Source organism: Polaromonas sp. CG_9.11, assembly GCF_015752225.1.
In the GTDB taxonomy this organism is placed as follows: Bacteria; Pseudomonadota; Gammaproteobacteria; order Burkholderiales; family Burkholderiaceae_C; genus Polaromonas.
Genome location: NZ_JADOVE010000001.1, coordinates 22773 through 47761 on the forward strand (window position 1 = coordinate 22773; position 24989 = coordinate 47761).

Genomic DNA, 24989 nt, shown 5'->3' on the forward strand with positions numbered 1-24989 from the left:
GGCGCCGGCCCTGAAAAAGTTTATTTGGCGGCGGCAGGCGCCGATGCCGCTGCCGCTGCTTTTTCTGCTGCGGCTTTTTGTTTTTCTTCCGGGTTCATCGTCCCGGCGATGGCGCTGCCGGCCATTGACCCCACCACCGCACCCACGGCCATGGAACCCATGGTGCCCATCATGCCGGAGCCCGCTGCTGCAGGGGCGGCGGCAGGCGCTGCGGCTGCCGCAGGGGCCGGTGCTGCAGCCGCCGGGGCTGGCGCTGCTGCAGGGGCTTTAACGGGCGCAGGGGCTGCGGCGCGCGGTGCCGATTTCATGCCGCCGCCCATGCGCTTGGCATGGGCCAGAGATGGCAGTGTCAGGGAAGCCACAGCCAGGGCCACGATGGAAAGGCTGGTGCGAAAGGAAGCGTTCATGGCGTTACTCGGGTAAAAAATCAGACAAAAATGCCAGGCCGCTGTGGCCCGGCTTTTCCCGCTGCATGCATGGGTTGCACACGCAGAGGTGTTGGCTTTTATACCGCGCGAAGGGCGTTCTTGGGCCTAAAGGCCTTGCAAACTGCCGGGTCGGTTTCCAGATAAGGCCCGCCGATCAGGTCGATGCAATAGGGAATGGCGGCAAAAATACCCGGCACGATTGATTCGCCGCCCTCGTTCTTCAGGCCTTCGAGCGTTTCGGCAATCGCTTTCGGCTGGCCGGGCAGGTTCAGGATCAGGCTCTGGCCGCGAATCACCGCCACCTGGCGCGACAAAATGGCCGTTGGCACGAATTTCAGGCTGATCTGGCGCATCTGCTCGCCAAAGCCGGGCATTTCCTTGTGCGCCACGGCCAGCGTGGCCTCGGGCGTCACGTCGCGCAGCGCCGGGCCGGTGCCGCCGGTGGTCAGCACCAGGCAGCAGCCGGCATCGACCAGGTCGATCAGCGCGCTGCTGATGCCGGCCTGTTCGTCAGGAATCAGGCGCTCTTCAAAGGTGATCGGGTTGTGCAGCGCGCGCGTCAGCCAGTCCTTCAGGGCGGGCAGGCCCTTGTCAACATAGACGCCGCTCGAAGCCCGGTCGCTGACCGACACGATGCCGATCTTTACCGCATCAAAATGCGCACTCATGGCTTGGCTTCCTGGGCCATGGCCAGCTTGACCAGCTGGAAAATCTCGCGGTAGGACTTGGCGTGGCGTGGTGCCTCACCCGGCGTTTCGGGCTTGGCCATGTCTTTCCGGGCCTGGCGTATCAGCGCGCGCAGCTGCTGCGAGTCGGTCGCCGGGTAGTCGGTCAGCCACTGGCTGAGCGCATCGTCCGAGTCCATCAACTTGTCGCGCCACTGCTCGGCCAGGTGCAGCGCCAGCGTCAGGTCGGCCGAGCCGTTGGCCTGCTCGTCAATCGCCGCACGGATGGGCGTCATGTCGAGCGTGCGCATCAGCTTGCCAATGAACTGCATCTGGCGGCGTCGGCCCTCGAAGTTGGTGATGCGCTTGGCTTCCTTCAGCGCGTCGAGCAGTTTGTCGGGCAGGTCGAGCCGCACCATCAGGTCGGTGCGCAGCGTCAGCAGCGCCTCACCGAGCGCCTGCTTTTCATCGGCCTCTGCTTTCAGTTGGGTCTTGCTGGGCGGGCCCACTTCTTCGAGTGCAATTTCTTCGGGTTTCACGAAACGGCCGTTGGACCAGTAGCCTTTGATGGCCTTGGGAGTCTTGTTGTTCATAGCGCTTAGTATCATAGATACATGACCCAAAAAACTCCCTCCCGTTCACCTCGCAGCGTTTCCCGCACCAAAACCCGCCAACCCGAGGCGGGTTTCAGCTACCACCGGGACTTTTTTGAAGACCTGGTCGATACCGCGCTGGGCCATGCCAAAAAACTCGGTGCCACCGATGCGGCCGCCGAAGCGTCGGAAGGCTGCGGCCTGTCGGTCAGCGTGCGCAAGGGCGAACTCGAATCGGTCGAGCGCAACCGCGACAAATCGCTCGGCATCACCGTGTATGTCGGCAAGAAGCGCGGCAATGCCTCGACCAGCGATTTTTCAAAAGTGGCGATCCAGCAGACCGTGAGCGCCGCCTACGACATCGCCCGCTTCACGGCGGAAGACGAGACCTCGGGCCTGCCCGACGAGCAGGACATCGCCCGCGAACATCCGGCGCTCGACCTGTTCCACCCGTGGGTCATCACGTCCGAGGAAGCCGCCCATCTGTCCTTGCAGTGCGAAGCCGCCGCTTTCGCCACCTCGCGCCTGATCACCAACAGCGAAGGCGCAGGAGTGTCCGCGCAGCAAAGCCATTTCTTCAGCGCCCACACCAAGGGCTTTCGCGGCGGCTATGCGAGTTCGCGTCACAGCATTTCGGTGGCTCCAATTGCCGGCAAGGGCAAGCAGATGCAGCGCGACGCCTGGTACAGCTCGATGCGCGATGCGAGCCAGCTGGCCCCTCCTGAAGCAGTGGGCCGCTATGCCGCCGAACGCGCGCTGGCACGCCTGAAAGGCCGCAAGATCCCGACCATTGAATGCCCGGTGCTGTTCGAGTCGCCGCTTGCAGCCGGCCTGCTGGGCGGTTTTGTGCAGGCCGTCAGCGGCGGCGCGCTGTACCGCAAGAGCACATTCCTGGCGAACAGCCTGGGCAAGATGGCTTTTCCCAAGCACATCGACATCCACGAAGACCCGCACCAGCCCAAGGGCAAGGGCAGCGCGCCGTTTGATGACGAAGGCGTCATGACCAGCGCGCGGCAGGTGGTGGACGGCGGACGGGTCGAGGGGTATTTCCTGAGCACCTACTCGGCCCGCAAGCTGGGCATGCGCACCACCGGCAATGCCGGCGGCTCGCACAACCTGACGCTGACCAGCCGCAAGACTAAGGCGGGCGACGACCTCGACGCCATGCTGCGCAAGCTCGGCACAGGCCTCTTCGTCACCGAGCTGATGGGGCAGGGCGTCAACTACGTGACCGGCGACTATTCGCGCGGCGCTTCGGGGTTCTGGGTCGAGAACGGCGAAATCGCTTTTCCGGTCGAGGAAATCACGATTGCCGGCAACCTGAAAGACATGCTGATGGGCATCCAGGCCGTGGGCGCCGACACCTACAACTACGGCGCCAAGACCGTCGGTTCAATCCTGGTCAACCGGATGAAGGTGGCGGGGAGCTAGAGCCCCCACGCTTCCCACTTCGTGTGGTTCGCTGCCCCCCGAGGGGGCGCTGCGCCTGCAGTCCGGCAAAGCCGAGGATGTTGCCCCCACGGTTGCCCACTTCGTGTGGCTTCCTGCCCCCCAGAGGGGGCCGCTGCGCCTGCGGCCCCTGCTGGTGGAGATGGGCAGGGGAGGTGGCTTTGAAGCGGCTGGTCTTGTCTGGTCAGCCGGCCAGCGCAGCCTTCACCGCTGCTGACACCTGGCCCATGTCGGCCTTGCCGGCGAGCTGGGTTTTTACCGCGCCCATGACCTTGCCCATGTCGCCGGGACCAACGGCGCGGCCCAGTTCGGCGGCCAGGGTGGCGATGATGCTCTTGACTTCGGCTGTGACCTCGTCAGCGCTCAGGCGGGCGGGCAGGTAGGCTTGCAGCACCAGCATTTCTGCCTTTTCCTTGTCGGCCAGGTCCTGGCGCTGGGCTTTTTCAAACGCCTCGATCGAATCCTTGCGCTGCTTGATCAGCTTGTCCACGATGGCCACGGCCATGACGTCATCGACCACCACGCGCTCGTCCACTTCCTTTTGCTTGATCGCCGACAGCAGCAGCCGGATCGTGCCCAAGCGCTCGCTGTCCTTGGCGCGCATAGCGGTCTTCATGTCTTCGGTGATTTGTTCTTTGAGGGTCATGGCAGGCTCCTGAAGGGTGCGAGTAGAGATTAAGGGTGGTTTTGAAAACAAAAAAGCCCGCAGAGCGTCCTCTTGCGGGCTTGTGCTGCCGTAAGGCAAGTACTAATGATGGATCAGTACAGCTTCTTGGGCAACTGCATGGCGCGAATGCGCTTGTAGTTGCGCTTGACGGCGGCTGCCTTCTTGCGCTTGCGCTCGGCGGTTGGCTTTTCATAGAACTCGCGGGCACGCAAGTCGGTCAGCAGGCCGAGTTTTTCGATGGTTCGCTTGAAGCGGCGCAGAGCCACGTCAAAGGGTTCGTTGTCTTTTACGCGAATGGTGGTCATTAATGAATTGATCCGATAAATTGCACCTTAATTGATCTGATCAGGATCAGGCCAGGTGCGGGTTTGCTAGCAAAGCCTGCGATTATAGCAAGTCTATAAATCGGCCAGAACTAACCATCATAGCGCCCGTTCCGCCTGCCGCGCCGCCAGCGCCTGCGCGCAGGCAAAACCGCTGGCCCAGGCCCACTGGAAGTTGTAGCCCCCCAGCCAGCCGGTCACATCCACCACTTCGCCGATGAAATACAGCCCCGGCTGCTTCGATTCCAGGGTTTGCGACGACAGGTCACGGGTGTCGACGCCGCCCATCGTGACTTCGGCTTTTTTGTAGCCTTCCGATCCGTTTGGCGTGAGCTGCCAGTCGGCAAGGCGCTGCGCCAGGGTTAGCAGCGCCTTGTCGGTGGCGTCGCTGATCGGGCGCTGCAGGGCCGCATCTTCGCTGACCCAGGCGTCGGCCAGGCGGCCCGGCACCAGGCTGGACAGTTCATTGGCAATCAGTTTTTTCGAACTGGCCTTGGCGCGCAGCAGCAGGTCGGCCACGTCCGCGCCCGGTGCCAGGTTGATGCGCACCGGCTGGCCTTCGCGCCAGAAGCTGGACACCTGCAGCACCGCCGGGCCGCTCAGCCCCCGGTGGGTGAACAGCAGGTCTTCGGCAAACACCACGGCTTTTTTGCGCTGCCTGGGGCTGGTGTCCAACGCGCCGGTTTCAATCAGCACCGGCAGCGCCAGGCCGGCGAGCTGGGCATAAGGCGCCCAAGCCTCACCGTCGAAGGTCAGCGGCACCAGCGCGGCCCGGGGCTCGACCAGGCGCAGGCCGAACTGTTGGGCAATTCGGTAACCGAAATCGGTCGCGCCGATTTTCGGGATTGACAGGCCGCCGGTGGCAATCACCACCTGATCCGCTTCGATCAGCCCCCGGTCGCTCTGGATTTGATAGCTGGTGGTGACGGCCTGTTCTGCGCAAACCACGCTTTTAATACCGCAAGACTGCCAGTGCGTGACCTGGCCGGTAGCGCATTCGGCCAGCAGCAGGTTGATGATGTCCTCGGCCGAGCGGTCGCAAAACAGCTGGCCCTTGTGCTTTTCGTGAAACGGAACCTGATGGCGCTGCAGCAGTTCGATGAAATCCTGCGGCGTGTAGCGCGACAGGGCGGAGCGGCAAAAGTGCGGGTTGTCGCTCAAGAACTGCGCCGGGGTGGCGTCCCGGTTGGTGAAGTTGCAGCGGCCGCCGCCCGAGATGCGGATTTTCTCGGCGACCTTGTCGCTGTGGTCCACCAGCAAGACCTTCAGGCCCTGCTGCCCCGCTTGGCCGGCGCAAAACAGGCCGGCTGCTCCAGCGCCAATCACCACCACATCGAATTTATATGTCAAATCAGCCTCTTGCGCAGGAAGGGTGGGCGCAAGCAGCTATGGAAAGCATAGCAACATGGCGCGCACTGTGGCTGCGTTTCATGAAACACGGGAGTGTAGCCGCGCCAGGGCGGGCGAGCCGAATCTGGTGCCTCAGGCGCTGCGTCGCACTTCGGGGTGGTCGGCGGCCTGTGCCAGGGCGCTGATGACGTCGCCAACGACGATGACCGACGGGCTGACCAGCCCGGACTGCTTGAGGTCGCTGGACAACCGGGCCAGCGTGGTGGCGATGTGGCGCTGCATCGGCAGCGATGCATTCTGGATCACGGCCACCGGCGTGTCGGCGGGCAGGCCGGTTAGCAGTTCATGCTGGATGTGCTCGGCGCCGCTGACGCCCATGTAGATCACCAGCGTCAGCCGGGCGCTGTGGGCGGTGGCGGCCAGCGCGCGCCAGTCGGTGCCGCTGTCGCCGGGCTTGGCATGGCCGGTGACAAACACCACGCCGTGCGCATGCTGACGGTGCGTCAGCGGCACGCCGAGCGACGTAACGGCCGCCAGTCCGGCGGTGATGCCGTTGACCACCTCGACGCGGATGCCGGCGGCCTGCAGGTGTTCCAGCTCTTCGCCGCCCCGGCCAAAAATGAAGGGGTCGCCGCCCTTGAGCCTGACGACGTTTTCGCCTTCCTGGGCGGCGATGACCATGAGTTTTTCGATGAAGGCCTGCGGCGTCGACTTGCAGCCGCCGCGCTTGCCGACATACACGATGCGGGCGCCGGGGGCGGCGTACGCGACGATTTCTTCGCTGACCAGGTCATCGACGAACAGCACGCTGGCTTGCTGGATGGCCTTGAGGGCCTTGAGGGTGAGCAATTCCGGATCGCCCGGTCCCGCCCCGACGAGGGTTACTTTTGGGTTGTTCATAGTTGCTTGAGGAGTTGCAAGATATGCGCCACTTGCTGCGCAATCGACGGCGGCAGCGGGCTGTCGCCGGCCAGCACCGAGCGTATATAGGCCGCCGTGCTGTCGGCGTCGATGGCTTTGGGCAAGTCCGGTACCGATGGCAGCGTTCCCTTCACGCCTTCGTGCGCCAGCACGCGCTCGCCCCGGATAAAGCCCTGCATCTGCGGCGAGCGGCGCGGGTCGGCAACGCCTTCGCCCTCGGTGCCGCGCAGCAGCAGCGCATCGGCCTTGACCAGTGCGAAGGTAGCCGCCATGGACAGCGCGTATTCGGGGTGCGTGTAGCTGCTGACCACCAGCGCCTTGCCGGCCACCGGGTTCATCAGCTTGACCAGGCTGTGCGCCGGGTTGCGCAGGCCGACGGCGCGCCGCACGTCGAGCAGGCGCTTGAGCGCCGGGCTGAGCAGTTCGGTGGGCGCAAACGCTACGCCGCCCGATGCTATTTTTTTAATAGCTGTAAGCGCAGGCACATCAAGCGCAGCGAGCACTTCTGATGAAAAAACGCGGCTGGATTCGGTGGGCGTGCCATGCACCAGCACGGCCACGCCTTCGCGCGCCAGCAGCAGCGCCAGCAGCGGCGTGAGCACCGGCAGCTTGCGCGCGCCGTTGTAGCTGGGCAGCACCACGACCGGGCCGTCGCTGGCCGGCAGCCGGTTCAGTCGCTGGTGCGCGGCGTCGAGAAAACCGGCCATTTCCTCGGGCGTCTCGCCCTTGATGCGCATGGCCAGGCAAAAGCCGCCGATTTCCAGGTCGGTGACGACGCCGTCGAGCACCTGGCCGAGCAGGTCGGCGGCCTGTTCGCGCGACAGGGGACGGGCGCCGTCTTTGCCGCGCCCGATTTCCTTGATGTAGTGACTAATGCTCATGGCCGCGATTGTGCGTGAATACAGATAACTTGCCGTTATGAGCTTAAGCCAGCTGCCGGATCGGAATCACGCTGCGCGGCGGCGTTGCCAGGTCGCTGCGGGCCGAGCGCAGCCTGCGCTTGAGCTCGGGAATGCAGGAGCCGCAGCTGGTGCCGCATTTCAGGGCATCCTGTAGCGATGCCAGCCGCGCCTCGTCGGTTTGCGGAACGGCCGCACCCTGTGCCAGCAGCCTCAGGTGGTGGTCGATGGCGGTGTCGGTGACGTTCAGGCAACTGCACACGACCCTGCCACGCGACTGCACGGCCACCGGCGCCTTGGCGCCCGGCAGCAGCAGCAGCCGGCCATAGGCCTGCGCGGGCAGTTCGTCCCTGAGCAGGGTAGTGATCCAGGCCTGGGCGCTGGTGTCGCCGGCCAGCACGAAACCGGTCAGCTCGGCCTCTTCACGGGTGCGCGTCAGCCGGATGGTCCGGCGCTGGCCTTTCCTGCGGTCGGCATAGCGCAGGATGTCTGCGCCATCGAGGCCGAAAATTTTCTCCAGCAGCGCCAGGGTTTCGTCGCCGGGCGCCTCGGGGGCCGCAGCGCGAAACAGCAGGCCGCTGCGCTCAGGCTGGGGACCGGCCAGCGGCGTGTTGTTGGAAAACGGCACGCAGCTGGCAAACGCAAAAGACGTCAGCAGGGGTTTGAGCTGCTCGTGGGCCTGCAGCGCATCGCCTTCGTCAAACCAGGCCATGGCCAGCAGCGACCACGGCAGTTCAGCCTTCAATATCTTGACGGCAGCATGCTTGAGTTCGGGCTGTTTTGAGCTGGGGCAGTATGCCGAGGTAGTCAGGGCATTGACGCCCGCCAGGGGCTGGCCGGTGCTCGACAGGCCGCTCAGGTATTCGCTGCCCCAGTGCATTGCCATGAAGGCCTGGCTGACCGCAACTTCCGGCGAAGCCTGCACCGGCACCACAATGGAACCGCGCCTGGACGTCACATGCACCAGGTCGCCTTCCATGAGCAGTCGGCGCGCCATGTCCTGCATGTTCATCTGCACGCTGGGTTCGGCCACATGGCCGAACAGCCGGCCGAGCGTGCCGGTGCGGCTCATGCCGTGCCACTGGTCGCGCAGCCGGCCGGTGGTCAGCGAGAACGGAAAGCGTGATTCGCGCGCTTCGGCGACGGGCCGGTACACGGTGCTGACGAAATTGGCCCGGCCATCGGGCGTGGGGAAAATGCCGTCTTCATACAGCCTTATTTTTCCAGCCGTTTCACCTTCCCGCATCGGCCATTGCAGCGGCGCCTGCTCCAGCAGGGCGTAGCTCATGCCGGTGATGTCCAGGTCGCGGCCGCGCGTCGATTCGCGGTGCTCGTTCCAGAGCGATTTTGCTGTTGGGTAGTTGAATAGGGTAGGGCTCCTTACCTCCCTGGGGGAAGGTTGGGATGGGGGCTGGCTGGACGAGTTAACCGTGCGGCTTCCACCCCAGCCCTCCCCCAGGGGGGGAGGGAGTTCAATCGGGGACTGAGTTGCTGTTTTGATTCTTGCTACCTCTCCCTCTCCCTCTGGGAGAGGGTTGGGGTGAGGGCTCTGCGCACCCAGCAGCTTTTCGAGCCGCTGTGCAAAATCCACGGCAATCAACCAGTCATGCCGCGTCTCGCCGGGCGCCGCCACGGCGGGCCGCACGCGGCTGATGCGGCGTTCGCTGTTGGTCACGGTGCCGGTCTTTTCGCCCCAGGTGGTGGCCGGCAGCAGCAGGTCGGCGTAATCGCAGGTCGCCGTGGTGGCAAACGCTTCCTGCACGATGACCAGCTCGGCGCGCGCCAAGGCGCGACGCACGGTGGCCTGGTCGGGCATGGACTGCGCCGGATTGGTGCAGGCAATCCACAGCGCCTTGATCTCGCCATCGGCGGCCGCCTGGAACATCTCGACGGCGGTCTTGCCCGGTTTTTCGGGCACGGAATGCACGCCCCACAGCGCGGCGACTTCCGCGCGGTGTTCGGCGTTCGACAGGTCGCGGTGCCCGCTCATCAGGTTGGCCATGCCGCCGACCTCGCGCCCGCCCATCGCATTGGGCTGGCCAGTGAGCGAAAAAGGCCCGGCGCCTGGCTTGCCGATCTGCGCGGTCGCCAGGTGCAGGTTGATGAGTGCGGCATTCTTGGCCGTGCCGCTGCTCGACTGGTTCAGGCCCTGGCAATACAGGCTCAGCGTGGCGCCCGAGGTGGCGAACAGCCGGGCTGCGGTAAACAGGTCTTCCTTCCTGATGCCGCAAATCTGCGCCACCAGGTCGGGCGTGCAGTCGCGCGCCAATGCCTTCAGCGCCTCGAAGCCGCTGGTGTGGGCGGCAATCCAGGCCGCATCGATCCAGCCTTCCCACAGCATGATGTGCAGCATGCCGTTGAACAGCATGACGTCGGTGCCGGGCTGCAGCGGCAGGAAGAGGTCGGCGATTTCGGCGGTGTCGGTGCGGCGCGGGTCCACATAAATGATCTTCAGCGCTGGATTGGCGGCTTTGGCATCCTCAATGCGGCGGAACAGGATCGGATGGGCAAAGGCGGTGTTGCTCCCGACGATGAAGATGCACTGCGCATGGTGCACGTCGTCGTAGCTGGCCGGCGGCGCGTCGGCCCCCAGCGTCTGCTTGTAGCCGGCCACGGCGCTGCTCATGCACAGGCGCGAATTGCTGTCGATGTTGTTGGTGCCGATCAGGCCCTTGGCCAGCTTGTTGAAGGCGTAATAGTCTTCGGTCAGCAACTGGCCCGAGATGTAGAAGCCGACAGCGTCGGGGCCGTGCTCACGGATGATCTGCGCAAAGCTTTCGCTGGCAAAGTCCAGCGCGCTGTCCCATGAGACGCGTTTGGGCGCTTCGCCCCGATGCTCGCGCCGCATCGGGTACAGCAGGCGCGTCTGGCGCGTGACCGCACTGGACGCCGTCAGGTGCAGGGTCGAGCCCTTGGTGCACAGTCGCCCGAAATTGGCCGGATGCTCCGGGTCGCCCCGCACGCCGGTGATCTCCGGGCCTTGGGATTCGATGATCACGCCACAGCCGACGCCGCAATAGGGACAGGTTGATCGCGTTTCAGTCATGGCAGCTCCGGCAGGCTTCAGTCAAAAAAGGGCGTGTTCAGGCGCTGTGCGGGGCCTGCACGGCAAAGGTCTGGTCGCCGACCGCGCCGGTCGAGGCGCCCGGCCCGGCCCGGGGCGCCAGCAGGTCGATCGCCAGCGTGGCCAGTTCGGCTGCATCAAGGAACACCTCGCCGGCATCGACCTTGCAGGCGAACTTCGGCGTGCAGCCTTCGTCGGGCGCGCGGGCGCAGCCGTCGGCCAGGCCGATGGTCATGTTGTGCAGCGGGCAGGCGACGGTTTCGCCGAAGACGATGCCCTGGCTCAGCGGACCGCCCTTGTGCGGGCAGCGGTCGAGCAGGGCGAAGACCTTGTCCTCGCTGCTCCGGAACACGGCCACATCCATGCCCTGTGGGCGTGATACCCGGCGCGCACCGAGCACCGGGATGTCGTCTATGCGGCAAATCGTTTTCCATTCGGTCATTGCTATTCCTTTTGTAGCTGCTAGCGCATAGGGGATAAGCTCTGGAGGCATATTTCGTTAAAAATCTTTGTCAAGTAGGTCGGGTTTGCCGCAGGCGTAACCCGACAAGCAACCGTCACTTTTGGAGACGTCGGGTTACGCCTGCGGCTAACCCGACCTACGAAATCAAATTGCTGCAATCGCGTTGAACTGGCGCGTGTCCACCGATGCTTCCTTGAAGTCGAACCACGGATCGGGTTCACCGTCGAGCGCGAACTGCAGCTGCTCCCAGAGCGCCTTGCGGCCCTCGTGGTCGTCGAGGATTTTTTTCTTCACGTAGTCCAGGCCAACGCGGTTGACGTAATGCACCGTGCGCTCCAGGTACCAGCCTTCCTGGCGGTACAGCTCGCAAAACGCGCCGGTGTATTCGAGCACTTCGGCGGCCGTTTTCAGCTTGGTGAAGAAGTGCGCCACTTCGGTCTTGATGCCGCCGTTGCCGGCGACATACATTTCCCAGCCCGAATCGACGCCGATGATGCCGACGTCCTTGATGCCCGATTCGGCGCAGTTGCGCGGGCAGCCGCTGACGGCAAACTTCACCTTGTGCGGCGCGTACATGCGCCACATGGCGCGCTCCAGCATCTTGCCCATTTCGGTCGAATCCTGCGTGCCCATGCGGCACCATTCACTGCCCACGCAGGTCTTCACCGTGCGCAGCGCCTTGGCGTAGGCATGGCCGCTGGGCATGCCGATGTCCTTCCAGACATTGACCAGGTCCTCCTTCTTGACGCCCAGCAGGTCGATGCGCTGGCCGCCGGTGACCTTGACCGTCGGAATCTTGTACTTGTCCACCGCGTCGGCGATGCGGCGCAGTTCGCTGGAATTGGTTTCGCCGCCCCACATGCGCGGAATCACGCTGTAGGTGCCGTCTTTCTGGATGTTGGCATGGCTGCGCTCGTTGATGAAGCGGCTTTGCGGGTCATCCTTGCCTTCCTTGGGCCAGGTGCTGGTGACGTAGTAGTTGACCGCCGGGCGGCAGCTGGCGCAGCCGTTGGGCGTGCGCCAGTCCAGGAACTGATAGACATCAACCACCGACAGCAGCTTGTTGGCGCGGATGGCGTCGCGTACCGCCTGGTGGCCCAGATCGGTGCAGCCGCACATCGCCTTGAGCCGGGGCGTGGCGGAATAGTCGCCGCCGGCGGTGGACATCAGGATCTGCTCGACCAGCCCGGTGCATGAGCCGCAGCTGGCGCTGGCCTTGGTGTGCTTGCGCACTTCATCGAGCGTGAACAGGCCTTTTTCCTTGATCGCCTTGCAGATTGCGCCCTTGTTCACGCCGTTGCAGCCGCACACTTCGTCGGTGTCCGCCATGGCGGCGGCCTTGCTGTGGCCTTCGTGGCCGGTGTCGCCGATGTTCGATTCGCCGAACATCAGCCTGTCGCGGATGCCTTCGATGCTGCGGCCGTCGCGCAGCAGCTTGAAGTAGTAGCTGCCATCGACCGTGTCGCCGTACAGGCAGGCGCCGATCAGCTTGTCGTCCTTGATGACCAGCTTCTTGTACACGCCGCCAAACGGGTCGGACATGATGATTTCTTCGGCGCCGTCGCCGCCCATGAAGTTGCCGGCGCTGAACAGGTCGATGCCGGTGACTTTCAGCTTGGTCGAGGTGAGAGACCCGGTGTAGCGGCCAATGCCCAACTGCGCCAGGTGGTTGGCCAGCACCTTGCCCTGCTCGAACAGCGGCGCGACCAGGCCGTAGGCAATGCCCCGGTGCGCAGCGCATTCCCCGACAGCGTAGATGCGCGCGTCGGTGGTGGTTTGCAGCGTGTCATTGACCACGATGCCGCGGTTCACGTGCAGGCGCATCTTTTCCGCAAGCAGCGTGTTGGGTCGGATGCCGACGGCCATGCAGACGAGGTCGGCGGGTATTTCCAGTCCGTCTCCCGGGTCGGCGCCCGGGACAGGCTTGAACTTGACCGACTTGACGCGGCCGTCGCTTCCGCCGACCAGTTCCTGGGTGTGGGCACCGATCAGGAATTTCATGCCGCGCTCGGCCAGCGACTTTTGCAGCAGCTTGCCGGCCATGTCATCGAGCTGTCGCTCCATCAGCCAGTCACCGACATGCACCACGGTGACCTGCATGCCGCGCTTCATCAGGCCGTTGGCCGCTTCCAGGCCGAGCAGTCCGCCGCCGATGACGACCGCATGCTTGTACAAGACCGCAGCGTCGATCATGGCCTGTGTATCGGCGATGTCGCGGTAGGCCACTACGCCCTTGAGGTCCTTGCCCGGAATTGGCAAAATAAAGGGGTTGGAGCCGGTTGCCATGATCAGCCGGTCGTATTCGGCGTGGACGGTTTCGCCGGCGGCATTGACGGCATGCACCACGCGGCGCACCCGGTCCACATCAGTCACGGTCCAGCCGGCGTGCAGCGTGATGTGGTTGTCCGTGTACCAGGACCAGTCGTTCAGCACGATCTCTTCAAGCGTCTGCTCGCCGGCCAGCACCGGCGACAGCAGGATGCGGTTGTAGTTGGGGTGCGGCTCGGCACCGAACACCGTGATGTCGTACAGCTCGGGCGCGATCTTCAGCAGTTCTTCCAGCGCACGCACGCCGGCCATGCCGTTGCCAATCATTACCAGTCTGGATTTTTTCATCGTGAGCCCTTTACCCTATTTGGCAGTTCGCAAAAAAAAGCGTCCGCACGGGTCGCCAGGGCCTGAGCCAGCTTCTCCGTGGGGACGCCATCGTCCTGTCTGCCCAATCCGCCATTGCACCGGGCCTACAACGCCGCCAACCTTGGCAGCGAGGTTGCTGATGCAAGGGTTGTGCCATGCCTATTTCATTCCATGATTAACGAACAAAAAAGGCTGTTTGCGCATACCAGACAAGTACAGGAAGCTATCAAATAAATAGCGTCTATCAGACATGGCCAACACCTTGGGCTGGTGCATCCACGCCTTGAAGTTGTGCGTTGCATTCTGTCGGTGAAGGCGTGCGAGGCCAGCCGGGCGCATGCCGGGGTTTTCCATGCCGATCTTGTGCGTTCATCCCGATTGCAAGTGGCTTGCAAGTTTTCAACACCACAATCAGGCGTCGCAGGTTTCAGGCCGCTTGCATTGCCTGCCCGTCTGGCCTGAAACTAGCATGCGCCTGTTCATTGTTTCAAGAGGGAGATCGCCATGACCGTTGTTTCCGACATTCTCAAAGCCAAGGGCGACGCCGTCGTCCACTCCATCGGGCCGGACGACTCGGTCTTCGATGCTCTGCAGCGCATGGCCGACAAGGGCATTGGCGCCTTGCTCGTCATGCAAGGCGAGCGGATTGTCGGCATCGTCACCGAGCGCGACTATGCCCGCAAGATTGCCCTGAAGGGCCGTACTTCCGCGCTGACGCTGGTGCGTGACGTCATGACCACGTCGGTGATGTTCGTCAAGCCCACCCAGACCAGCGAGGAATGCATGGCGTTGATGACCGACAACCGACTGCGTCACCTGCCGGTCGTGCAGGGCGACAAGCTGATCGGCCTGATTTCCATCGGCGACCTGGTCAAGGACATCATCTCCGAGCAGAAATTCGTCATCGAGCAGCTGGAACACTACATTTCCGGCCAGCGTAGCTGAAGGGGCCCGAGGGGCTGATGCCGCGGCTTTCCTGCCCGCGTGCATGGCATGGCACGGTGCCCGCGCTGGGTATTTGAATGCGGGCAGGGCAGTGACGCAGAACCTGCCTGGCAAATTCGATGTATCGGCTCAGGCCGTGATTTTTTCCACATGCGCTTGGCGCGTATACAAGAAATCGATCACCGCCTTGCGGTAGTGCAGGTACTGCGTGCTCTCGGCCAGTTCGACCCGACTGCGTGGGCGCGGGAGGTCAACGCTCAGCACCTCGCCAATCGTCGCCGATGGCCCGTTGGTCATCATCACGATCTTGTCGCTCAGCAGCACGGCTTCATCAACATCGTGCGTCACCATGACCACCGTGCTGTGTGTGTTGGCGACGATCAGCAGCAACTCGTCCTGCAGCTTGGCGCGGGTCAGCGCATCGAGCGCGCCAAAGGGCTCGTCGAGCAGCAGCACCTTGGGCTCCATCGACAGTGCGCGCGCAATGCCGACGCGCTGCTTCATGCCGCCGGAGATTTCGCCTGGCCGCTTCTGGCTTGCTGCGGTCAAGCCGACCATGGCCAGCACCGCATCGGTGCGCGCCTTGAGCTGCGCCTTGCTTTCAGTCGCCGAAAACACCCGTTCGACCGCCAGGTAAACGTTTTCAAAGCAGGTCAGCCAGGGCAGCAGCGAATGGTTCTGGAACACCACGGCGCGCTCGGGGCCGGGACCGGCGATCTCGCGGTTGGCGCACAGCAGCACGCCCTGGCTCGGCATCGTCAGCCCGGCGATCAGGTTGAGCAAGGTCGATTTGCCGCAGCCCGAATGGCCGATGAGCGCGACGAATTCGCCCTTGGCCACTTTCAGGTTGACGTTTTGCAGCGCACAGAACGGGCCTTTCTTGGTCTTGAAAACCTGTTCGACGCCCTGGATGTCGATGTACTGGGGATTGACGGTGTTGACGGGGGTGTTCATGGTCATGCTCCTGGGGTGGGTCGGAAAATCAGCTCTTGACTTCTTCAAAGGTGAAGGCCGTGGCCAGCTTGATCAGCGCATATTCCAGCATCAGGCCGACGATGCCGATCACGAAAATCGCGATGATGATGTTCTTGACGTTCAGGTTGTTCCACTCGTCCCAGACCCAGAAGCCGATGCCCACGCCGCCGGTCAGCATTTCAGCGGCCACGATCACCAGCCAGGCGGTGCCCACGGCCAGCCGCACGCCGGTCAGCATGTAGGGCAACACCGACGGGAACAAGATCTTGGTGACAATCTTCCATTCCGACAGGTTCAGCACCCGGGCCACGTTCATGTAGTCCTGCGGCACGCGCTGCACGCCGACAGCGGTGTTGATGACCATCGGCCAGATGGAACAGATAAAAATCGTCCAGATGGCAGCCGGGTCGGCGCCCTTGAACACCAGCAAACCAATCGGCAGCCAGGCCAGCGGTGACACCGGCCGCATCAGGCTGATCAGCGGGTTGAACATGTTGCTCAAGAAGGTGAAGCGCCCAATCAGGAAACCGACCGGAATGCCGACGATCGCCGCCAGGCCAAAGCCCATGGCGACGCGCTTGAGCGACGACAGCACGTTCCAGCCGACGCCCTGGTCGTTCGGGCCGTTGCGGTAGAACGGGTCGCTGAACAGCACGACGGCCTGCAAGAACGTGTCCTTGGGCGACGGAATGCTGGCCTTGGTGGCAATCGACACCACCTCCCAGATCACCGCCAGCAGGCCCAAGCCGAGCAGCGGCGGCAATACGCGCAGCCACAGTGCCGAGAAGTCCCGCTGCGTCCTGGCTGCCAGGGTGGCCGTCGCACTGGTCTTTTCAAGGACTTTTACGGCCTTATCGCTTGTCCTGTCTGCATTGGAAGCTATTGAATGCGTAGCGCTCCGTTCTGCGCCGGAAGCCACCGGCGGTACGCTTTCAAGCGGGCTGTGAAATACGGCACTGACCATGGCGTTACCTCTTCAAGTAGGATTTCAATGAAATATCGGGAGCGGCTTCAGGCACGAACCTTGAAGCTGTCGGCATACTTTTTAGGGTCCTTGCCGTCCCAGACCGTGCCGTCGATCAGCTTGCTGGTGCGCATCACGTCTTTCGGAACATTCACCTTGGCGGCAGATGCCGCCTGCTTGTAGATGTCGATCTTGTTGATCTGCCTGGCCACGGCCAGGTAGTCCGGGTGCTCCTTGAGCAGGCCCCAGCGCTTGTGCTGCGTCAAAAACCACATGCCGTCGGACAGGTAGGGAAAGTTCACCGCGCCGTCGTTGAAGAACTTCATGTGGTTCGGGTCGTCCCAGGTTTTGCCCATGCCGTTCTGGTAGCGGCCCAGGATGCGCTGGTTGATGACGTCCACGCTGGTGTTGACATAGGCCTTGCCGGCAATGGTTTCGGCCATCTTGTTTTTGTTCGCCAGGCTGGCGTCGATCCACTGGCTGGCTTCCAGAATGGCAGCGGTCACGGCGCGCGCCGTGTTGGGGTATTTCTGGGTGAACTCGGCCGTGGTGCCCAGCACTTTTTCGGGGTGGTCCTTCCAGATGTCCTGCGTGGTGACAGCGGTGACGCCAATGCCGTCCATGATGGCGCGGTGGTTCCACGGCTCGCCGACGCAAAAGCCGTCCATGTTGCCGATGCGCATGTTGGCCACCATCTGCGGCGGCGGCACGGTGATCACCTTGGCGTCCGTCATCGGATTGATGCCATTGGCCGCCAGCCAGTAGTACAGCCACATGGCGTGCGTGCCGGTCGGAAAGGTCTGGGCGAAGGTGTATTCGCGCTTCTCGCTGGCCATCAACTTGGCCAGGCCAGGACCGTCCACTGCGCCTTTGTCGGCCAGTTTTTTGCTCAGTGAGATAGCCTGACCGTTGTTGTTCAGCGTCATCAGCACGGCCATGTCCTTCTTGGGGCCGGCGGTGCCGAGATGCACGCCGTAGACCAGGCCATACAGCACATGGGCAAAGTCGAGTTCGCCGTTGACCAGCTTGTCACGCACGCCGGCCCAGCTGGCTTCCTTGGACGGGATGATGGTGACGCCGTATTTCTTGTCAATGCCCAGCACCGACGCCATCACCACCGAGGCGCAATCGGTCAGCGGAATGAAGCCGATCTTGACTTCCTTCTTTTCCGGCGCGTCCGAGCCCTGGGCATACACGGCAGCGCGCAAGGCCGGGCTGATGCCCACGGCGCCCACGGCGGCGGCTAGCAGCACACTGCGGCGGGTCAGGGAAGGTTTGAGCAGGTCGGTCATGTCAGCAACTCCTGGAAATGAAAAAATAAAACAAAAAAAGGCGTTCGACCGAAGCCTTCACACCGTGGTGTGAGGGCAGGGTTCGAACGCCTTTGTTCTTGGACTTTCGGCTTCGCCGTTGAAGTGGAAAGCCCTGTGTCATGTTTACTGCAAAAGCTGTGCCAGCTGGAGCCGAGGGCTCGGCCAGAACTGAAAATTTCAAGCTAATCGGGCTTTGGCGCTTATCCTGCTTATGCAAGTTGCTATTAAATAAGTAGCATATTGGCTGCTGGCGTATCAAAAACCAATTTTTCTGGAGGTGCACTGCTGTTGTGCGCCGCACCATTTCGGCGTTGGCGGCCTAGCCGAGCAGGTCAGCCACATCCAGCATGCGCTGCGCCACCTCGCCCAGCCGCAGGCCCTTGTCCATGGCCGCCTTGCGCAATTTTTCATAAGCGGCCTGCTCCGAGAGGCTCTGGCGCTGCATCAGCAGGCCCTTGGCCCGGTCGATGACCTTGCGGTCTTTCAGTTCGGTGCGCGCATCGGCCAGTTCGCGGCGCAGACCTTGTTCGTGCTCGAAGCGCGCCATTGCCACGTCCAGGATCGGCCGGATGCGCGAAGGCGCCAGGCCGGCAACGATATAGGCGCAAACGCCTGCGGCCACCGCATCCTTCACATGCCGGGTGTCGTCGTCGTTGGTGAACAGCACGATCGGCCGGCGTTCTTCGCGCGTGGCCATGACGACGTGCTCGAGCGAATCGCGGGCATCGCTTTCGGCATCGACGATGATCATGTCGGGCTGTAACTGGGCCAGGCGCTCGCGCAAAAAGGTGTCGGCCGGCAGCGTGGCCACCAGGTTGAAGCCGCCTTCCAGCAGGCCGATGCGCAGCTGGCGCGAGCGCTCGGCCAGCGCCACGGCCGCCTCGTCGTCGGCATCGGCAACGACCAGATCCGGCGCAATGACCACCAGGCGCAGGGTATGGGGCAATGTCATGCGTTTTATAAGCAAAATTCATGCCGTTGCGATGCGCTATCAAGGGGGCAGCAGCATGTCGGGCGTGCTGGCGCGGCATAACGCCACGCTGCGCTGAGTCGGCCATCCCGGGTATGGTCACAGCGCAGGCGCGGTTCGTGGACGGGGCTGATGGAGAGCATTGCGCCGCATGAAGCAACAGGCCTCTGCGCGTAGAATCGGCTGCGCTTCGGGGTGCACTCCGGCCAGCGATGGCAGGACGGCTGAGATGGTTCTACCAAACCCGCGAACTTGAATCGGGTCATGCCGACGTAAGAAGAGCTGTCAGGAAAGGGTTCATAACCTTGCCATCGCGACTTTCGGAGCACCCTGCCAACGCGGACTCTTGAAGGAATGACGACCATGGATGCCCTTGACACCGCAACACCCGCCAGCCCGCCTGCGCTTACCGCCCAAATCGTTGACGGCGTGCTGGCCTTCATGGCGCAGGATGGCGTCACTGACGAAGCCTTCAACGCCCAGGCTTTGGCGCTGTTTGCCTACCAGTTTGCCCACAACACACCGTTCCAGCGCTTTTGCCGGCAGCGCGGCAAGACGCCGCGCACGGTCAAGACCTGGCAGGATATTCCGGCCGTTCCCATCACTGCCTTCAAGGCCTTGAGTCTTACCTGCCAGCCGCCTTCAAGCACTGACCGCGTATTCATGACCAGCGGCACCACGCAGGGTGACGTCAAGGGCAAGCACCATCACCCTACGCTGGCGGTGTACGACGCCTCGATGCGCGCCAACTTTGCCCGGCGCTTCATGCGCGGCCAGAGCAGCATCGCCATGGGCATCTTGTTTCCGACCGAAGAGGTGATGGCCAACTCATCGCTGGCGCATTACCTGGCGCTGGCGCTGCAAACCTTTGGCGCGGACGGCAGCCGCTACTTCATCGACGCCGCCGGACTTGACACGGCGGGCGTGTGTGCGGCGCTGGCGCAGGCCGAGGCCACGGCGCAGCCTTATGCGCTGCTGGGTGCCTCCTACAGCCTGGTGCACCTGATGGATGCGCTGGCGCAGCAGGGGCAAAAGTTTGCCCTGCCAGCGGGCAGCCGGGTACTGGACACCGGCGGTTTCAAGGGCCAGTCGCGCGAGATTCCCATGGTGCAGTTTTATGCGCAATTGACGGCGCTGCTGGGCGTGCCGCCGGAGCATTGCATCAACATGTACGGCATGACCGAGCTCAGCACGCAGTTCTACGACAACGGCAATGCGGTGCTGCCGGCGGTCAAGTCGGGCCCGCACTGGATACGTTCGCGGCTGGTCAACCCCTTGAGCGGCGCGGAGGTGGCACACGGCGAGCAGGGCGTGCTGGCGCACTGCGACCTGGCCAATTTCAACTCGGTGACGACCATTCTGACGGAAGACGTGGGCGTGGCGGTGTCGGGCGGGTTTTTGCTGCTCGGCCGCGCGCAAGGCACGCAGGCCAAGGGTTGCTCGCTGGCGGTGGAAGAATTTTTGCAGGCCGCACGCGCATGACGACGCTATACGCCGTGGCCGGCTACCTGCCGGGCTTCAAGGCCGAGGAACTGGCATGGCAGACGCTGCATTTTGGGACCGGCAGCGACCGGCTGGAAGTGGCCGTGCCGGTCCTGAGCCAGGCGCAATGGGCGGCGCTGGCCGAGCGCGTCAAGCAGGGCAGCCGGGCGTACCTCAAGACGCGCAGCGTGTCGCAGATCATCACGCTGGTCGATCGCGCCATCGCGCGCCTGTTGGACCGCAGCGACCCGTATCGTCAGCAGGCCGACCGGCTGCTCCCGCTGGTCACCGGCTACGACGCCGAGATGGTGCGGCTGGGGCTGACCAGTTACCTGAAAACCTTTCGCCAGCCACAGCTGCAGCGCTTCGTGGCCGAGGATTTTTCCAATCCCAAGCTGCTCGATGAATTCCAGCCGCGCCCCAAGGGCGGCTTTGCCAGGGCCGTGGGCCCGGAACTGCTGATTCACGTCTGGGCCGGCAATGTGCCGGGTTTGCCGCTGTGGAGTTTGATCTCAAGCCTGCTGGTCAAGTCGGGCAGCATTGGCAAGTTGCCCAGCGCCGAGCCGCTGTTTGCCGGCTGGTTCGCCCACCTGCTGGTGGAGCTGGACCCGGCGCTGGCTGATTGCCTGGCGGTGGGCTGGTGGAAGGGTGGCGACGCGCCGCTGGAGCAGGCGCTGTTTGCGCAGGCCGATCTGGTGCTGGCCTATGGCGGCAATGGCGCGCTGCAGGCGCTGCGCGCGCAGGTGCCCATTACCACCCGCTTTCTGGGCTTTGGCCACAAGCTCAGTTTTGGCATGGTGGCCCGTGCCGCGCTGGATGCGCGCAAGGCCCCGGCCACGGCGCAGCAGGCGGCTTGCGACGTGGTGCGCTATGACCAGCAGGGCTGCTATTCGCCGCAGCTGTTCTACGTCGAGCGTGGCGGCAAGGTGTCGCCGCAGGCATTTGCGCACTACCTGGCGCAAGCCATTGCCAGCCTTGAGCCTCGGTTTCCACGCCGCACGCTGCCGCTAAACGAGGCCAGCGAAGTGGCGCGCTGGAACCAGGCGCAGGAGCTGCGGCTGATGACCCAGCCCGGCGCCAGCCTGATGGGCGATGCGGACACGCCCTGGCGCGTGGCCTATGCCGATGGCGTGCAGGGGCTGGCGCCCAGCGCGCTGAACCGCACCGTGCTGGTGGTGGCGGTGGACGACCTGGCGCAGGTGCTTCCTGAAATTGCCCGCAGCCGCATTTATCTGCAGACCGTGGGGCTGGCGGCCGCGCCCGCCGAGCTGTTTGCGCTGGCCGAGCAACTGGGGCAGGCTGGCGTGACCCGCATCTGCGCGCTGGGCAGCATGACCGCGCCCGAGGCCGGCTGGCACCACGACGGACGCTTCAATCTGCTGGACCTGGTTCAGATGGTCGAGATTGAACAATCGGCAGAACTTGCCGCTGAAAGCTTTGCTCCCTATGTCGATTAGTGCCCTGTGCCGCACCGGTTGCACCGGCCGAACAGATGGGCGCCAGCCATGAGTTTTCTGGACATGGCGCAGGTGAGCTACACCTATCCGGGCTGGCCGGCCGTGGTCGACCGGGTGGACTGGCGCATTGCGCAGGGCGAGTTTCATTGCCTGGTCGGCCGCAGCGGCTGCGGCAAAACCACGCTGCTCAAGCTGGCTGCCGGCCTGCTGCAGCCGAGTGCCGGGGAAATACGCCTGCAAGGCGTGGCGCACACCCGGCCCGGCCCCGCGCTGGGCTTTGTCTTTCAGTCGCCGACGCTGCTGGAATGGCGCACCGTGCTCGACAACGTGCTGCTGCCACTGTCGCTGCGCCATCTGCCCACGCCGCAGGAAGTAACCCGGGCGCGTGAACTGCTGTCGCTGATGGGCTTGCTGGCCCTGCAAAACCATTACCCGCGCCATCTGTCAGGCGGCCAGCAAAGCCGGGTGGCGATTGCCCGCGCGCTGGTCGGCGAGCCCGCCATGCTGTTGCTGGACGAGCCGTTTGCCGCGCTTGACGCCATCACCCGCGAAGACCTGCAGGACGACTTGCTGGCGCTGTGCCGCCTGCGCCAGACCACGGTGTTTTTCGTCACGCATGACATCAGTGAAGCGGTGTATCTGGCCGACCGGGTGGCCGTGATGGCGGGCGGGCGCATCTGCCAGGACCTGCAGGTGGCGCTGCCCCGGCCGCGCGGACGCGACGTGCGCTACAGCCCGGCCTTCAATGCGCTGTGCGCGCAGCTCAGGGCGGGCATGGATGGTGGCGAGGGCACGTCATGAGCGCACGCCGAGCGCACTTTTTTGCCTGGCTGCTGTTTGCCGCCGGGCTGCTGGGCTGGGAAGTGCTGGCGCGCCAGCTCAAGCTGTCGGCGCTGGTGCTGCCGCCGCCGTCGCTGGTGTTCGACGCGCTATACAAAGGCTTGCTGTCGGGCTACTTGTGGCCGCATATCGGGCAGACGGTGCTGGAACTGGTGCTGGGGCTGGCAGCCGGCTGCGTGCTGGGCCTGGTCGGCGGCGTGGCGCTGGGCGAATCGCCCAGCCTGCGGCGCCTGTTGATGCCTTATGTCATCACCAGCCAGGTCGTTCCCAAGCTGGCGCTGGCGCCGCTGTTCATTGTCTGGTTTGGCTTTGGCATGACCTCGACGGTGGTGATCACGGCGCTGGTCTGTTTTTTTCCGCTGATGGAAAACACCATGACCGGCCTGGCGCAGGTGGACCGGCAGCGGCTGGAACTGTTTCGCATGCTGGGCGCCACGCGCTGGCAGACGCTGCTGCGGCTCAAGCTGCCCTCGGCCTTGCCCGGCATCCTGGGCGGCTTTCGCGTGGCCGTGGTGCTGGCGCTGGTCGGCGCCGTCGTCGGCGAGTTCATTGGAGGCAGTTCCGGTCTGGGCGCTCTGATCATCGCCTCGCAGGGCATGATGGACACGCCGCTGATGTTTGCCGTGCTGGTGCTCATCACCTTGCTGGGCCTGCTGCTGTACCAGTTGTCCCTCGTGCTGGAAAAACGCCTGCTGGCGTCCCGCGTCACCCCGTTCCCCAAGGAAACACCATCATGAAAAAAAGCTTGAATTCTTCATTTTCCCGCCGCTCATTTGCCCGGCTGGCTGCGGCTGCCACGGTGGTCGTACTGCTGAGCCCCGGTCTGGCAGGCACCGCCTTGGCGGCGTCAGCTGCGCCGCCCGCCAGCCTGGAGAAATTCGTCGTCGCTGGCTGGAGCAAGCCGATCACGGAAATTACCCACTTGCTGGTCGATGAAGACAAAGGCTTTTTCAAGGCCAGGGGCATTGAACTGCGCTACGTGCCGGGCGCGGGCGGCGGTGACGCGCTGCGCAACTTGCTGACCGGGCAGGCCGATATCGCCTTCACCGACCCGGGTTCCTTTTTCTCGGCGCTGGAAAAAGGGGAAAAGCTGCGTGCCATCTACGACATTTATCCACAAAATGTTTTCAACGTGGTGTCGCTCAAGGGCAGCAACATCGGCAAGCCGGCGGACCTCAAAGGCAAGAAGATTGGCGTGTATAGCCTGTCCAGCGGCACGCGGCAAAACCTGCTGGTGCTGCTGCACCAGGCCGGCCTGCGCGAATCGGATGTGACCATCGTGGTGACCGGCCTGCTCAATTTCGCGCCGCTGATGCAGGGCCAGGTGGACGCCACTGCCGCCACTGACACCGGCTTGCTGGTCGGCCGGCAAAAAGGCCTGGCCGATGTCAATGTCATGGAGGTGAAGGATTACCTGAATGTCTCCAGCGACATGTTTGTCGTGCGCGAGGAAACCTACCAGCGGAAAAAACCGCTGCTGCGCCAATTTTTAGCGGCTTACCGCGACAGCGCCGGCTGGATGATCAAGCAGCCTGACGAGGCGGCGGCGCTGGCGGTCAACTATGCGATCGACGGCAAGGATGTCGCCGTCAATCGTGAAATCATCGGCCTGCGCAACCTGGCCAGTGTGTCGGCCACGACGCGCAAAAACGGGCTCGGCGCCTTTGACCTGGCGGTGCTGCAAAAAGCCGCTGACACCTACCTTGCGCTGGGGCTGGTGCAACGCCCCATCAAGATTTCGGAGGTGGTAAGCCAGGACTTGCTGCCCGCGCCATGAGCACCGCAGCCCATGGTGCAAGTGCCTTGAAGTTTCAGGGCCAGGTGGTGCTGGTCACCGGCGCCAGCCGGGGCATCGGTGCGGCCATTGCGCTGGCCTTTGCCCGCGAGGGTGCGCTGGTGGTTGTCAACTACTTGCGCAACGAGGCGGCCGCCAACGCGGTGGTGGCGCGCTGCCAGGAGGTGGGCGGCGATGGCCTGGCGATTCAGGCAGATGTCTGTTCCGAAGCTGCGGTTCAGGCCATGGTGGTTCAGGTTCTGGACGAAGTCGGCCGCATCGACGTAGTGGTCAACAACGCTTTCAAGGGTTTCACCTTCGACCCGGACCAGCGCAAGATGTTCTGGGAACTGGCCTGGAGCGACTACGAGGCGCAGGTGGACGGCGCGGTTCACGCCGCCTACAACGTCTGCCAGGCCGTGCTGCCGCATTTCAGGCAACGCGCCCGGGGCAGCATCATCAACATGGTGAGCGATCTGATCGAGCGGCCGTCCATTCCTTACCACGACTACACCACGGCCAAGTCCGCGCTGGTCGGCTTCAGCCGCAACCTGGCCGTCGAGCTGGGGCCGCTCGGCATTCGTGTCAACTGCGTCGCGCCAGGCCTGGTCTACCCCACGTCGGCCAGCCAGGGCACGCCTGAAGAGGTGAGGGCGATGATCGTCGGTCAAACCCCGCTGCGGCGGGTGGCCACGCCCGACGATGTAGCCGGGCCGGTGCTGTTCCTGGCCTCGGACTGGAGCCGCTTTATGACGGGGCAGGTGCTGTTTGTCGATGGCGGGCTGGTGATGAAGTAGCGCTGACAATGCG

Annotated in this window: 24 protein-coding genes and 1 riboswitch; of the genes, 8 read left to right on the plus strand and 16 right to left on the minus strand. The window is 63.7% G+C overall.

Features of this window, described 5'->3' with window-relative positions; translation table 11 throughout:
- Window positions 1–20: 20 nt before the first annotated feature.
- From IWX85_RS00160 to yjgA, 3 genes are all read right to left on the minus strand, one after another.
- Window positions 21–407, minus strand: a complete 387-nt coding sequence (locus tag IWX85_RS00160; protein ID WP_196868341.1) for an ABC transporter substrate-binding protein — start codon at window positions 405–407, stop codon at window positions 21–23.
- A gap of 98 nt (window positions 408–505) precedes the next feature.
- The gene (mog, locus tag IWX85_RS00165; protein ID WP_196868342.1) at window positions 506–1096 is read right to left on the minus strand and encodes a molybdopterin adenylyltransferase; all 591 of its coding nucleotides are present in this window, start codon (window positions 1094–1096) and stop codon (window positions 506–508) included.
- The gene (gene yjgA / locus IWX85_RS00170) at window positions 1093–1686 is read right to left on the minus strand and encodes a ribosome biogenesis factor YjgA (RefSeq protein WP_231379430.1); all 594 of its coding nucleotides are present in this window, start codon (window positions 1684–1686) and stop codon (window positions 1093–1095) included. Before yjgA ends, mog begins: the two co-directional genes overlap by 4 nt.
- A gap of 21 nt (window positions 1687–1707) precedes the next feature.
- Between yjgA and pmbA the strand changes: the two genes are divergently transcribed.
- On the plus strand, window positions 1708–3117 hold the full coding sequence (gene pmbA / locus IWX85_RS00175; protein ID WP_036810312.1) for a metalloprotease PmbA: 1410 nt from the start codon (window positions 1708–1710) through the stop codon (window positions 3115–3117).
- A gap of 202 nt (window positions 3118–3319) precedes the next feature.
- On the opposite strand, the gene IWX85_RS00180 is transcribed toward pmbA, so the two are convergent.
- The 9 genes from IWX85_RS00180 to IWX85_RS00220 all read right to left on the minus strand — a co-directional run bounded on the left by IWX85_RS00180 (window position 3320) and on the right by IWX85_RS00220 (window position 13813).
- Complete coding sequence (locus IWX85_RS00180; protein ID WP_036810315.1) at window positions 3320–3781, minus strand: GatB/YqeY domain-containing protein; 462 nt, start codon at window positions 3779–3781, stop codon at window positions 3320–3322.
- A gap of 113 nt (window positions 3782–3894) precedes the next feature.
- Entirely contained in the window at window positions 3895–4107 is a 213-nt protein-coding gene (rpsU, locus tag IWX85_RS00185; RefSeq protein ID WP_011484193.1) for a 30S ribosomal protein S21, read from the minus strand.
- Window positions 4108–4224: 117 nt separating this feature from the next.
- A complete protein-coding gene (locus IWX85_RS00190) occupies window positions 4225–5475 on the minus strand; it encodes an NAD(P)/FAD-dependent oxidoreductase (RefSeq protein ID WP_196868344.1) in 1251 nt (416 codons plus the stop codon).
- Between the two features lie 132 nt (window positions 5476–5607).
- Entirely contained in the window at window positions 5608–6375 is a 768-nt protein-coding gene (gene cobA / locus IWX85_RS00195; RefSeq protein ID WP_196868345.1) for a uroporphyrinogen-III C-methyltransferase, read from the minus strand.
- The gene (gene ybiB, locus IWX85_RS00200) at window positions 6372–7277 is read right to left on the minus strand and encodes a DNA-binding protein YbiB (protein WP_036810324.1); all 906 of its coding nucleotides are present in this window, start codon (window positions 7275–7277) and stop codon (window positions 6372–6374) included. The genes cobA and ybiB overlap by 4 nt, the downstream gene beginning before the upstream one ends.
- Window positions 7278–7320: 43 nt before the next feature.
- Window positions 7321–10341, minus strand: a complete 3021-nt coding sequence (locus IWX85_RS00205) for a nitrate reductase (protein WP_196868346.1) — start codon at window positions 10339–10341, stop codon at window positions 7321–7323.
- 37 nt (window positions 10342–10378) lie between these two features.
- On the minus strand, window positions 10379–10801 hold the full coding sequence (nirD, locus tag IWX85_RS00210; RefSeq protein WP_036810330.1) for a nitrite reductase small subunit NirD: 423 nt from the start codon (window positions 10799–10801) through the stop codon (window positions 10379–10381).
- Between the two features lie 165 nt (window positions 10802–10966).
- On the minus strand, window positions 10967–13438 hold the full coding sequence (nirB, locus tag IWX85_RS00215; protein ID WP_196868347.1) for a nitrite reductase large subunit NirB: 2472 nt from the start codon (window positions 13436–13438) through the stop codon (window positions 10967–10969).
- Between the two features lie 180 nt (window positions 13439–13618).
- Window positions 13619–13813, minus strand: coding sequence for a hypothetical protein (locus tag IWX85_RS00220; RefSeq protein WP_036810336.1), 195 nt, complete (start codon window positions 13811–13813; stop codon window positions 13619–13621).
- Between the two features lie 150 nt (window positions 13814–13963).
- Between IWX85_RS00220 and IWX85_RS00225 the strand changes: the two genes are divergently transcribed.
- Window positions 13964–14404 (plus strand): CBS domain-containing protein, encoded by a 441-nt coding sequence (locus IWX85_RS00225; protein ID WP_036810339.1) that lies wholly within the window; start codon window positions 13964–13966, stop codon window positions 14402–14404.
- A 129-nt stretch (window positions 14405–14533) separates the two neighbouring features.
- Here the strand turns inward: IWX85_RS00225 and IWX85_RS00230 are convergent, their stop codons facing one another.
- The 4 genes from IWX85_RS00230 to IWX85_RS00245 all read right to left on the minus strand — a co-directional run bounded on the left by IWX85_RS00230 (window position 14534) and on the right by IWX85_RS00245 (window position 18608).
- Entirely contained in the window at window positions 14534–15358 is an 825-nt protein-coding gene (locus IWX85_RS00230) for an ABC transporter ATP-binding protein (RefSeq protein ID WP_196868348.1), read from the minus strand.
- Between the two features lie 28 nt (window positions 15359–15386).
- Window positions 15387–16343 carry a nitrate ABC transporter permease gene (gene ntrB, locus IWX85_RS00235; RefSeq protein ID WP_196868349.1) on the minus strand — a complete coding sequence of 319 codons (957 nt, stop codon included), beginning with the start codon at window positions 16341–16343 and terminating at the stop codon, window positions 15387–15389.
- Window positions 16344–16390: 47 nt separating this feature from the next.
- Window positions 16391–17635 (minus strand): CmpA/NrtA family ABC transporter substrate-binding protein, encoded by a 1245-nt coding sequence (locus tag IWX85_RS00240; RefSeq protein ID WP_196868350.1) that lies wholly within the window; start codon window positions 17633–17635, stop codon window positions 16391–16393.
- 340 nt (window positions 17636–17975) lie between these two features.
- Window positions 17976–18608 (minus strand): ANTAR domain-containing response regulator, encoded by a 633-nt coding sequence (locus IWX85_RS00245; RefSeq protein ID WP_196868351.1) that lies wholly within the window; start codon window positions 18606–18608, stop codon window positions 17976–17978.
- Between the two features lie 199 nt (window positions 18609–18807).
- A riboswitch (TPP riboswitch) is annotated at window positions 18808–18922 on the plus strand.
- 67 nt (window positions 18923–18989) lie between these two features.
- On the opposite strand from IWX85_RS00245, the gene IWX85_RS00250 reads away from it, so the two are divergent.
- Genes IWX85_RS00250 through IWX85_RS00275 form a run of 6 tightly spaced genes read left to right on the plus strand, consistent with a single transcriptional unit; the run spans window position 18990 to window position 24976 of the window.
- Window positions 18990–20108 (plus strand): long-chain fatty acid--CoA ligase, encoded by a 1119-nt coding sequence (locus IWX85_RS00250; RefSeq protein ID WP_196868352.1) that lies wholly within the window; start codon window positions 18990–18992, stop codon window positions 20106–20108.
- A complete protein-coding gene (locus tag IWX85_RS00255) occupies window positions 20105–21565 on the plus strand; it encodes an acyl-CoA reductase (protein WP_196868353.1) in 1461 nt (486 codons plus the stop codon). Before IWX85_RS00250 ends, IWX85_RS00255 begins: the two co-directional genes overlap by 4 nt.
- Window positions 21566–21613: 48 nt before the next feature.
- Window positions 21614–22366, plus strand: a complete 753-nt coding sequence (locus IWX85_RS00260; RefSeq protein WP_196868354.1) for an ABC transporter ATP-binding protein — start codon at window positions 21614–21616, stop codon at window positions 22364–22366.
- Entirely contained in the window at window positions 22363–23142 is a 780-nt protein-coding gene (locus IWX85_RS00265; RefSeq protein WP_196868355.1) for an ABC transporter permease, read from the plus strand. The genes IWX85_RS00260 and IWX85_RS00265 overlap by 4 nt, the downstream gene beginning before the upstream one ends.
- The gene (locus IWX85_RS00270) at window positions 23139–24182 is read left to right on the plus strand and encodes an ABC transporter substrate-binding protein (protein WP_196868356.1); all 1044 of its coding nucleotides are present in this window, start codon (window positions 23139–23141) and stop codon (window positions 24180–24182) included. The genes IWX85_RS00265 and IWX85_RS00270 overlap by 4 nt, the downstream gene beginning before the upstream one ends.
- A complete protein-coding gene (locus IWX85_RS00275) occupies window positions 24179–24976 on the plus strand; it encodes a 3-oxoacyl-ACP reductase (RefSeq protein ID WP_196868357.1) in 798 nt (265 codons plus the stop codon). The genes IWX85_RS00270 and IWX85_RS00275 overlap by 4 nt, the downstream gene beginning before the upstream one ends.
- Window positions 24977–24989 lie beyond the last annotated feature (13 nt).

What these genes read in the sequence shown, in the direction of transcription:
- IWX85_RS00160 (WP_196868341.1), bottom strand. Translation starts at nt 407, where the DNA reads ATGAACGCTTCCTTTCGCACCAGCCTTTCCATCGTGGCCCTGGCTGTG.
- mog (WP_196868342.1), bottom strand. Translation starts at nt 1,096, where the DNA reads ATGAGTGCGCATTTTGATGCGGTAAAGATCGGCATCGTGTCGGTCAGC.
- yjgA (WP_231379430.1), bottom strand. Translation starts at nt 1,686, where the DNA reads ATGAACAACAAGACTCCCAAGGCCATCAAAGGCTACTGGTCCAACGGC.
- pmbA (WP_036810312.1), top strand. Translation starts at nt 1,708, where the DNA reads ATGACCCAAAAAACTCCCTCCCGTTCACCTCGCAGCGTTTCCCGCACC.
- IWX85_RS00180 (WP_036810315.1), bottom strand. Translation starts at nt 3,781, where the DNA reads ATGACCCTCAAAGAACAAATCACCGAAGACATGAAGACCGCTATGCGC.
- rpsU (WP_011484193.1), bottom strand. Translation starts at nt 4,107, where the DNA reads ATGACCACCATTCGCGTAAAAGACAACGAACCCTTTGACGTGGCTCTG.
- cobA (WP_196868345.1), bottom strand. Translation starts at nt 6,375, where the DNA reads ATGAACAACCCAAAAGTAACCCTCGTCGGGGCGGGACCGGGCGATCCG.
- ybiB (WP_036810324.1), bottom strand. Translation starts at nt 7,277, where the DNA reads ATGAGCATTAGTCACTACATCAAGGAAATCGGGCGCGGCAAAGACGGC.
- IWX85_RS00205 (WP_196868346.1), bottom strand. Translation starts at nt 10,341, where the DNA reads ATGACTGAAACGCGATCAACCTGTCCCTATTGCGGCGTCGGCTGTGGC.
- nirD (WP_036810330.1), bottom strand. Translation starts at nt 10,801, where the DNA reads ATGACCGAATGGAAAACGATTTGCCGCATAGACGACATCCCGGTGCTC.
- nirB (WP_196868347.1), bottom strand. Translation starts at nt 13,438, where the DNA reads ATGAAAAAATCCAGACTGGTAATGATTGGCAACGGCATGGCCGGCGTG.
- IWX85_RS00220 (WP_036810336.1), bottom strand. Translation starts at nt 13,813, where the DNA reads ATGGAAAACCCCGGCATGCGCCCGGCTGGCCTCGCACGCCTTCACCGA.
- IWX85_RS00225 (WP_036810339.1), top strand. Translation starts at nt 13,964, where the DNA reads ATGACCGTTGTTTCCGACATTCTCAAAGCCAAGGGCGACGCCGTCGTC.
- IWX85_RS00230 (WP_196868348.1), bottom strand. Translation starts at nt 15,358, where the DNA reads ATGAACACCCCCGTCAACACCGTCAATCCCCAGTACATCGACATCCAG.
- ntrB (WP_196868349.1), bottom strand. Translation starts at nt 16,343, where the DNA reads ATGGTCAGTGCCGTATTTCACAGCCCGCTTGAAAGCGTACCGCCGGTG.
- IWX85_RS00240 (WP_196868350.1), bottom strand. Translation starts at nt 17,635, where the DNA reads ATGACCGACCTGCTCAAACCTTCCCTGACCCGCCGCAGTGTGCTGCTA.
- IWX85_RS00245 (WP_196868351.1), bottom strand. Translation starts at nt 18,608, where the DNA reads ATGACATTGCCCCATACCCTGCGCCTGGTGGTCATTGCGCCGGATCTG.
- IWX85_RS00250 (WP_196868352.1), top strand. Translation starts at nt 18,990, where the DNA reads ATGGATGCCCTTGACACCGCAACACCCGCCAGCCCGCCTGCGCTTACC.
- IWX85_RS00255 (WP_196868353.1), top strand. Translation starts at nt 20,105, where the DNA reads ATGACGACGCTATACGCCGTGGCCGGCTACCTGCCGGGCTTCAAGGCC.
- IWX85_RS00260 (WP_196868354.1), top strand. Translation starts at nt 21,614, where the DNA reads ATGAGTTTTCTGGACATGGCGCAGGTGAGCTACACCTATCCGGGCTGG.
- IWX85_RS00265 (WP_196868355.1), top strand. Translation starts at nt 22,363, where the DNA reads ATGAGCGCACGCCGAGCGCACTTTTTTGCCTGGCTGCTGTTTGCCGCC.
- IWX85_RS00270 (WP_196868356.1), top strand. Translation starts at nt 23,139, where the DNA reads ATGAAAAAAAGCTTGAATTCTTCATTTTCCCGCCGCTCATTTGCCCGG.
- IWX85_RS00275 (WP_196868357.1), top strand. Translation starts at nt 24,179, where the DNA reads ATGAGCACCGCAGCCCATGGTGCAAGTGCCTTGAAGTTTCAGGGCCAG.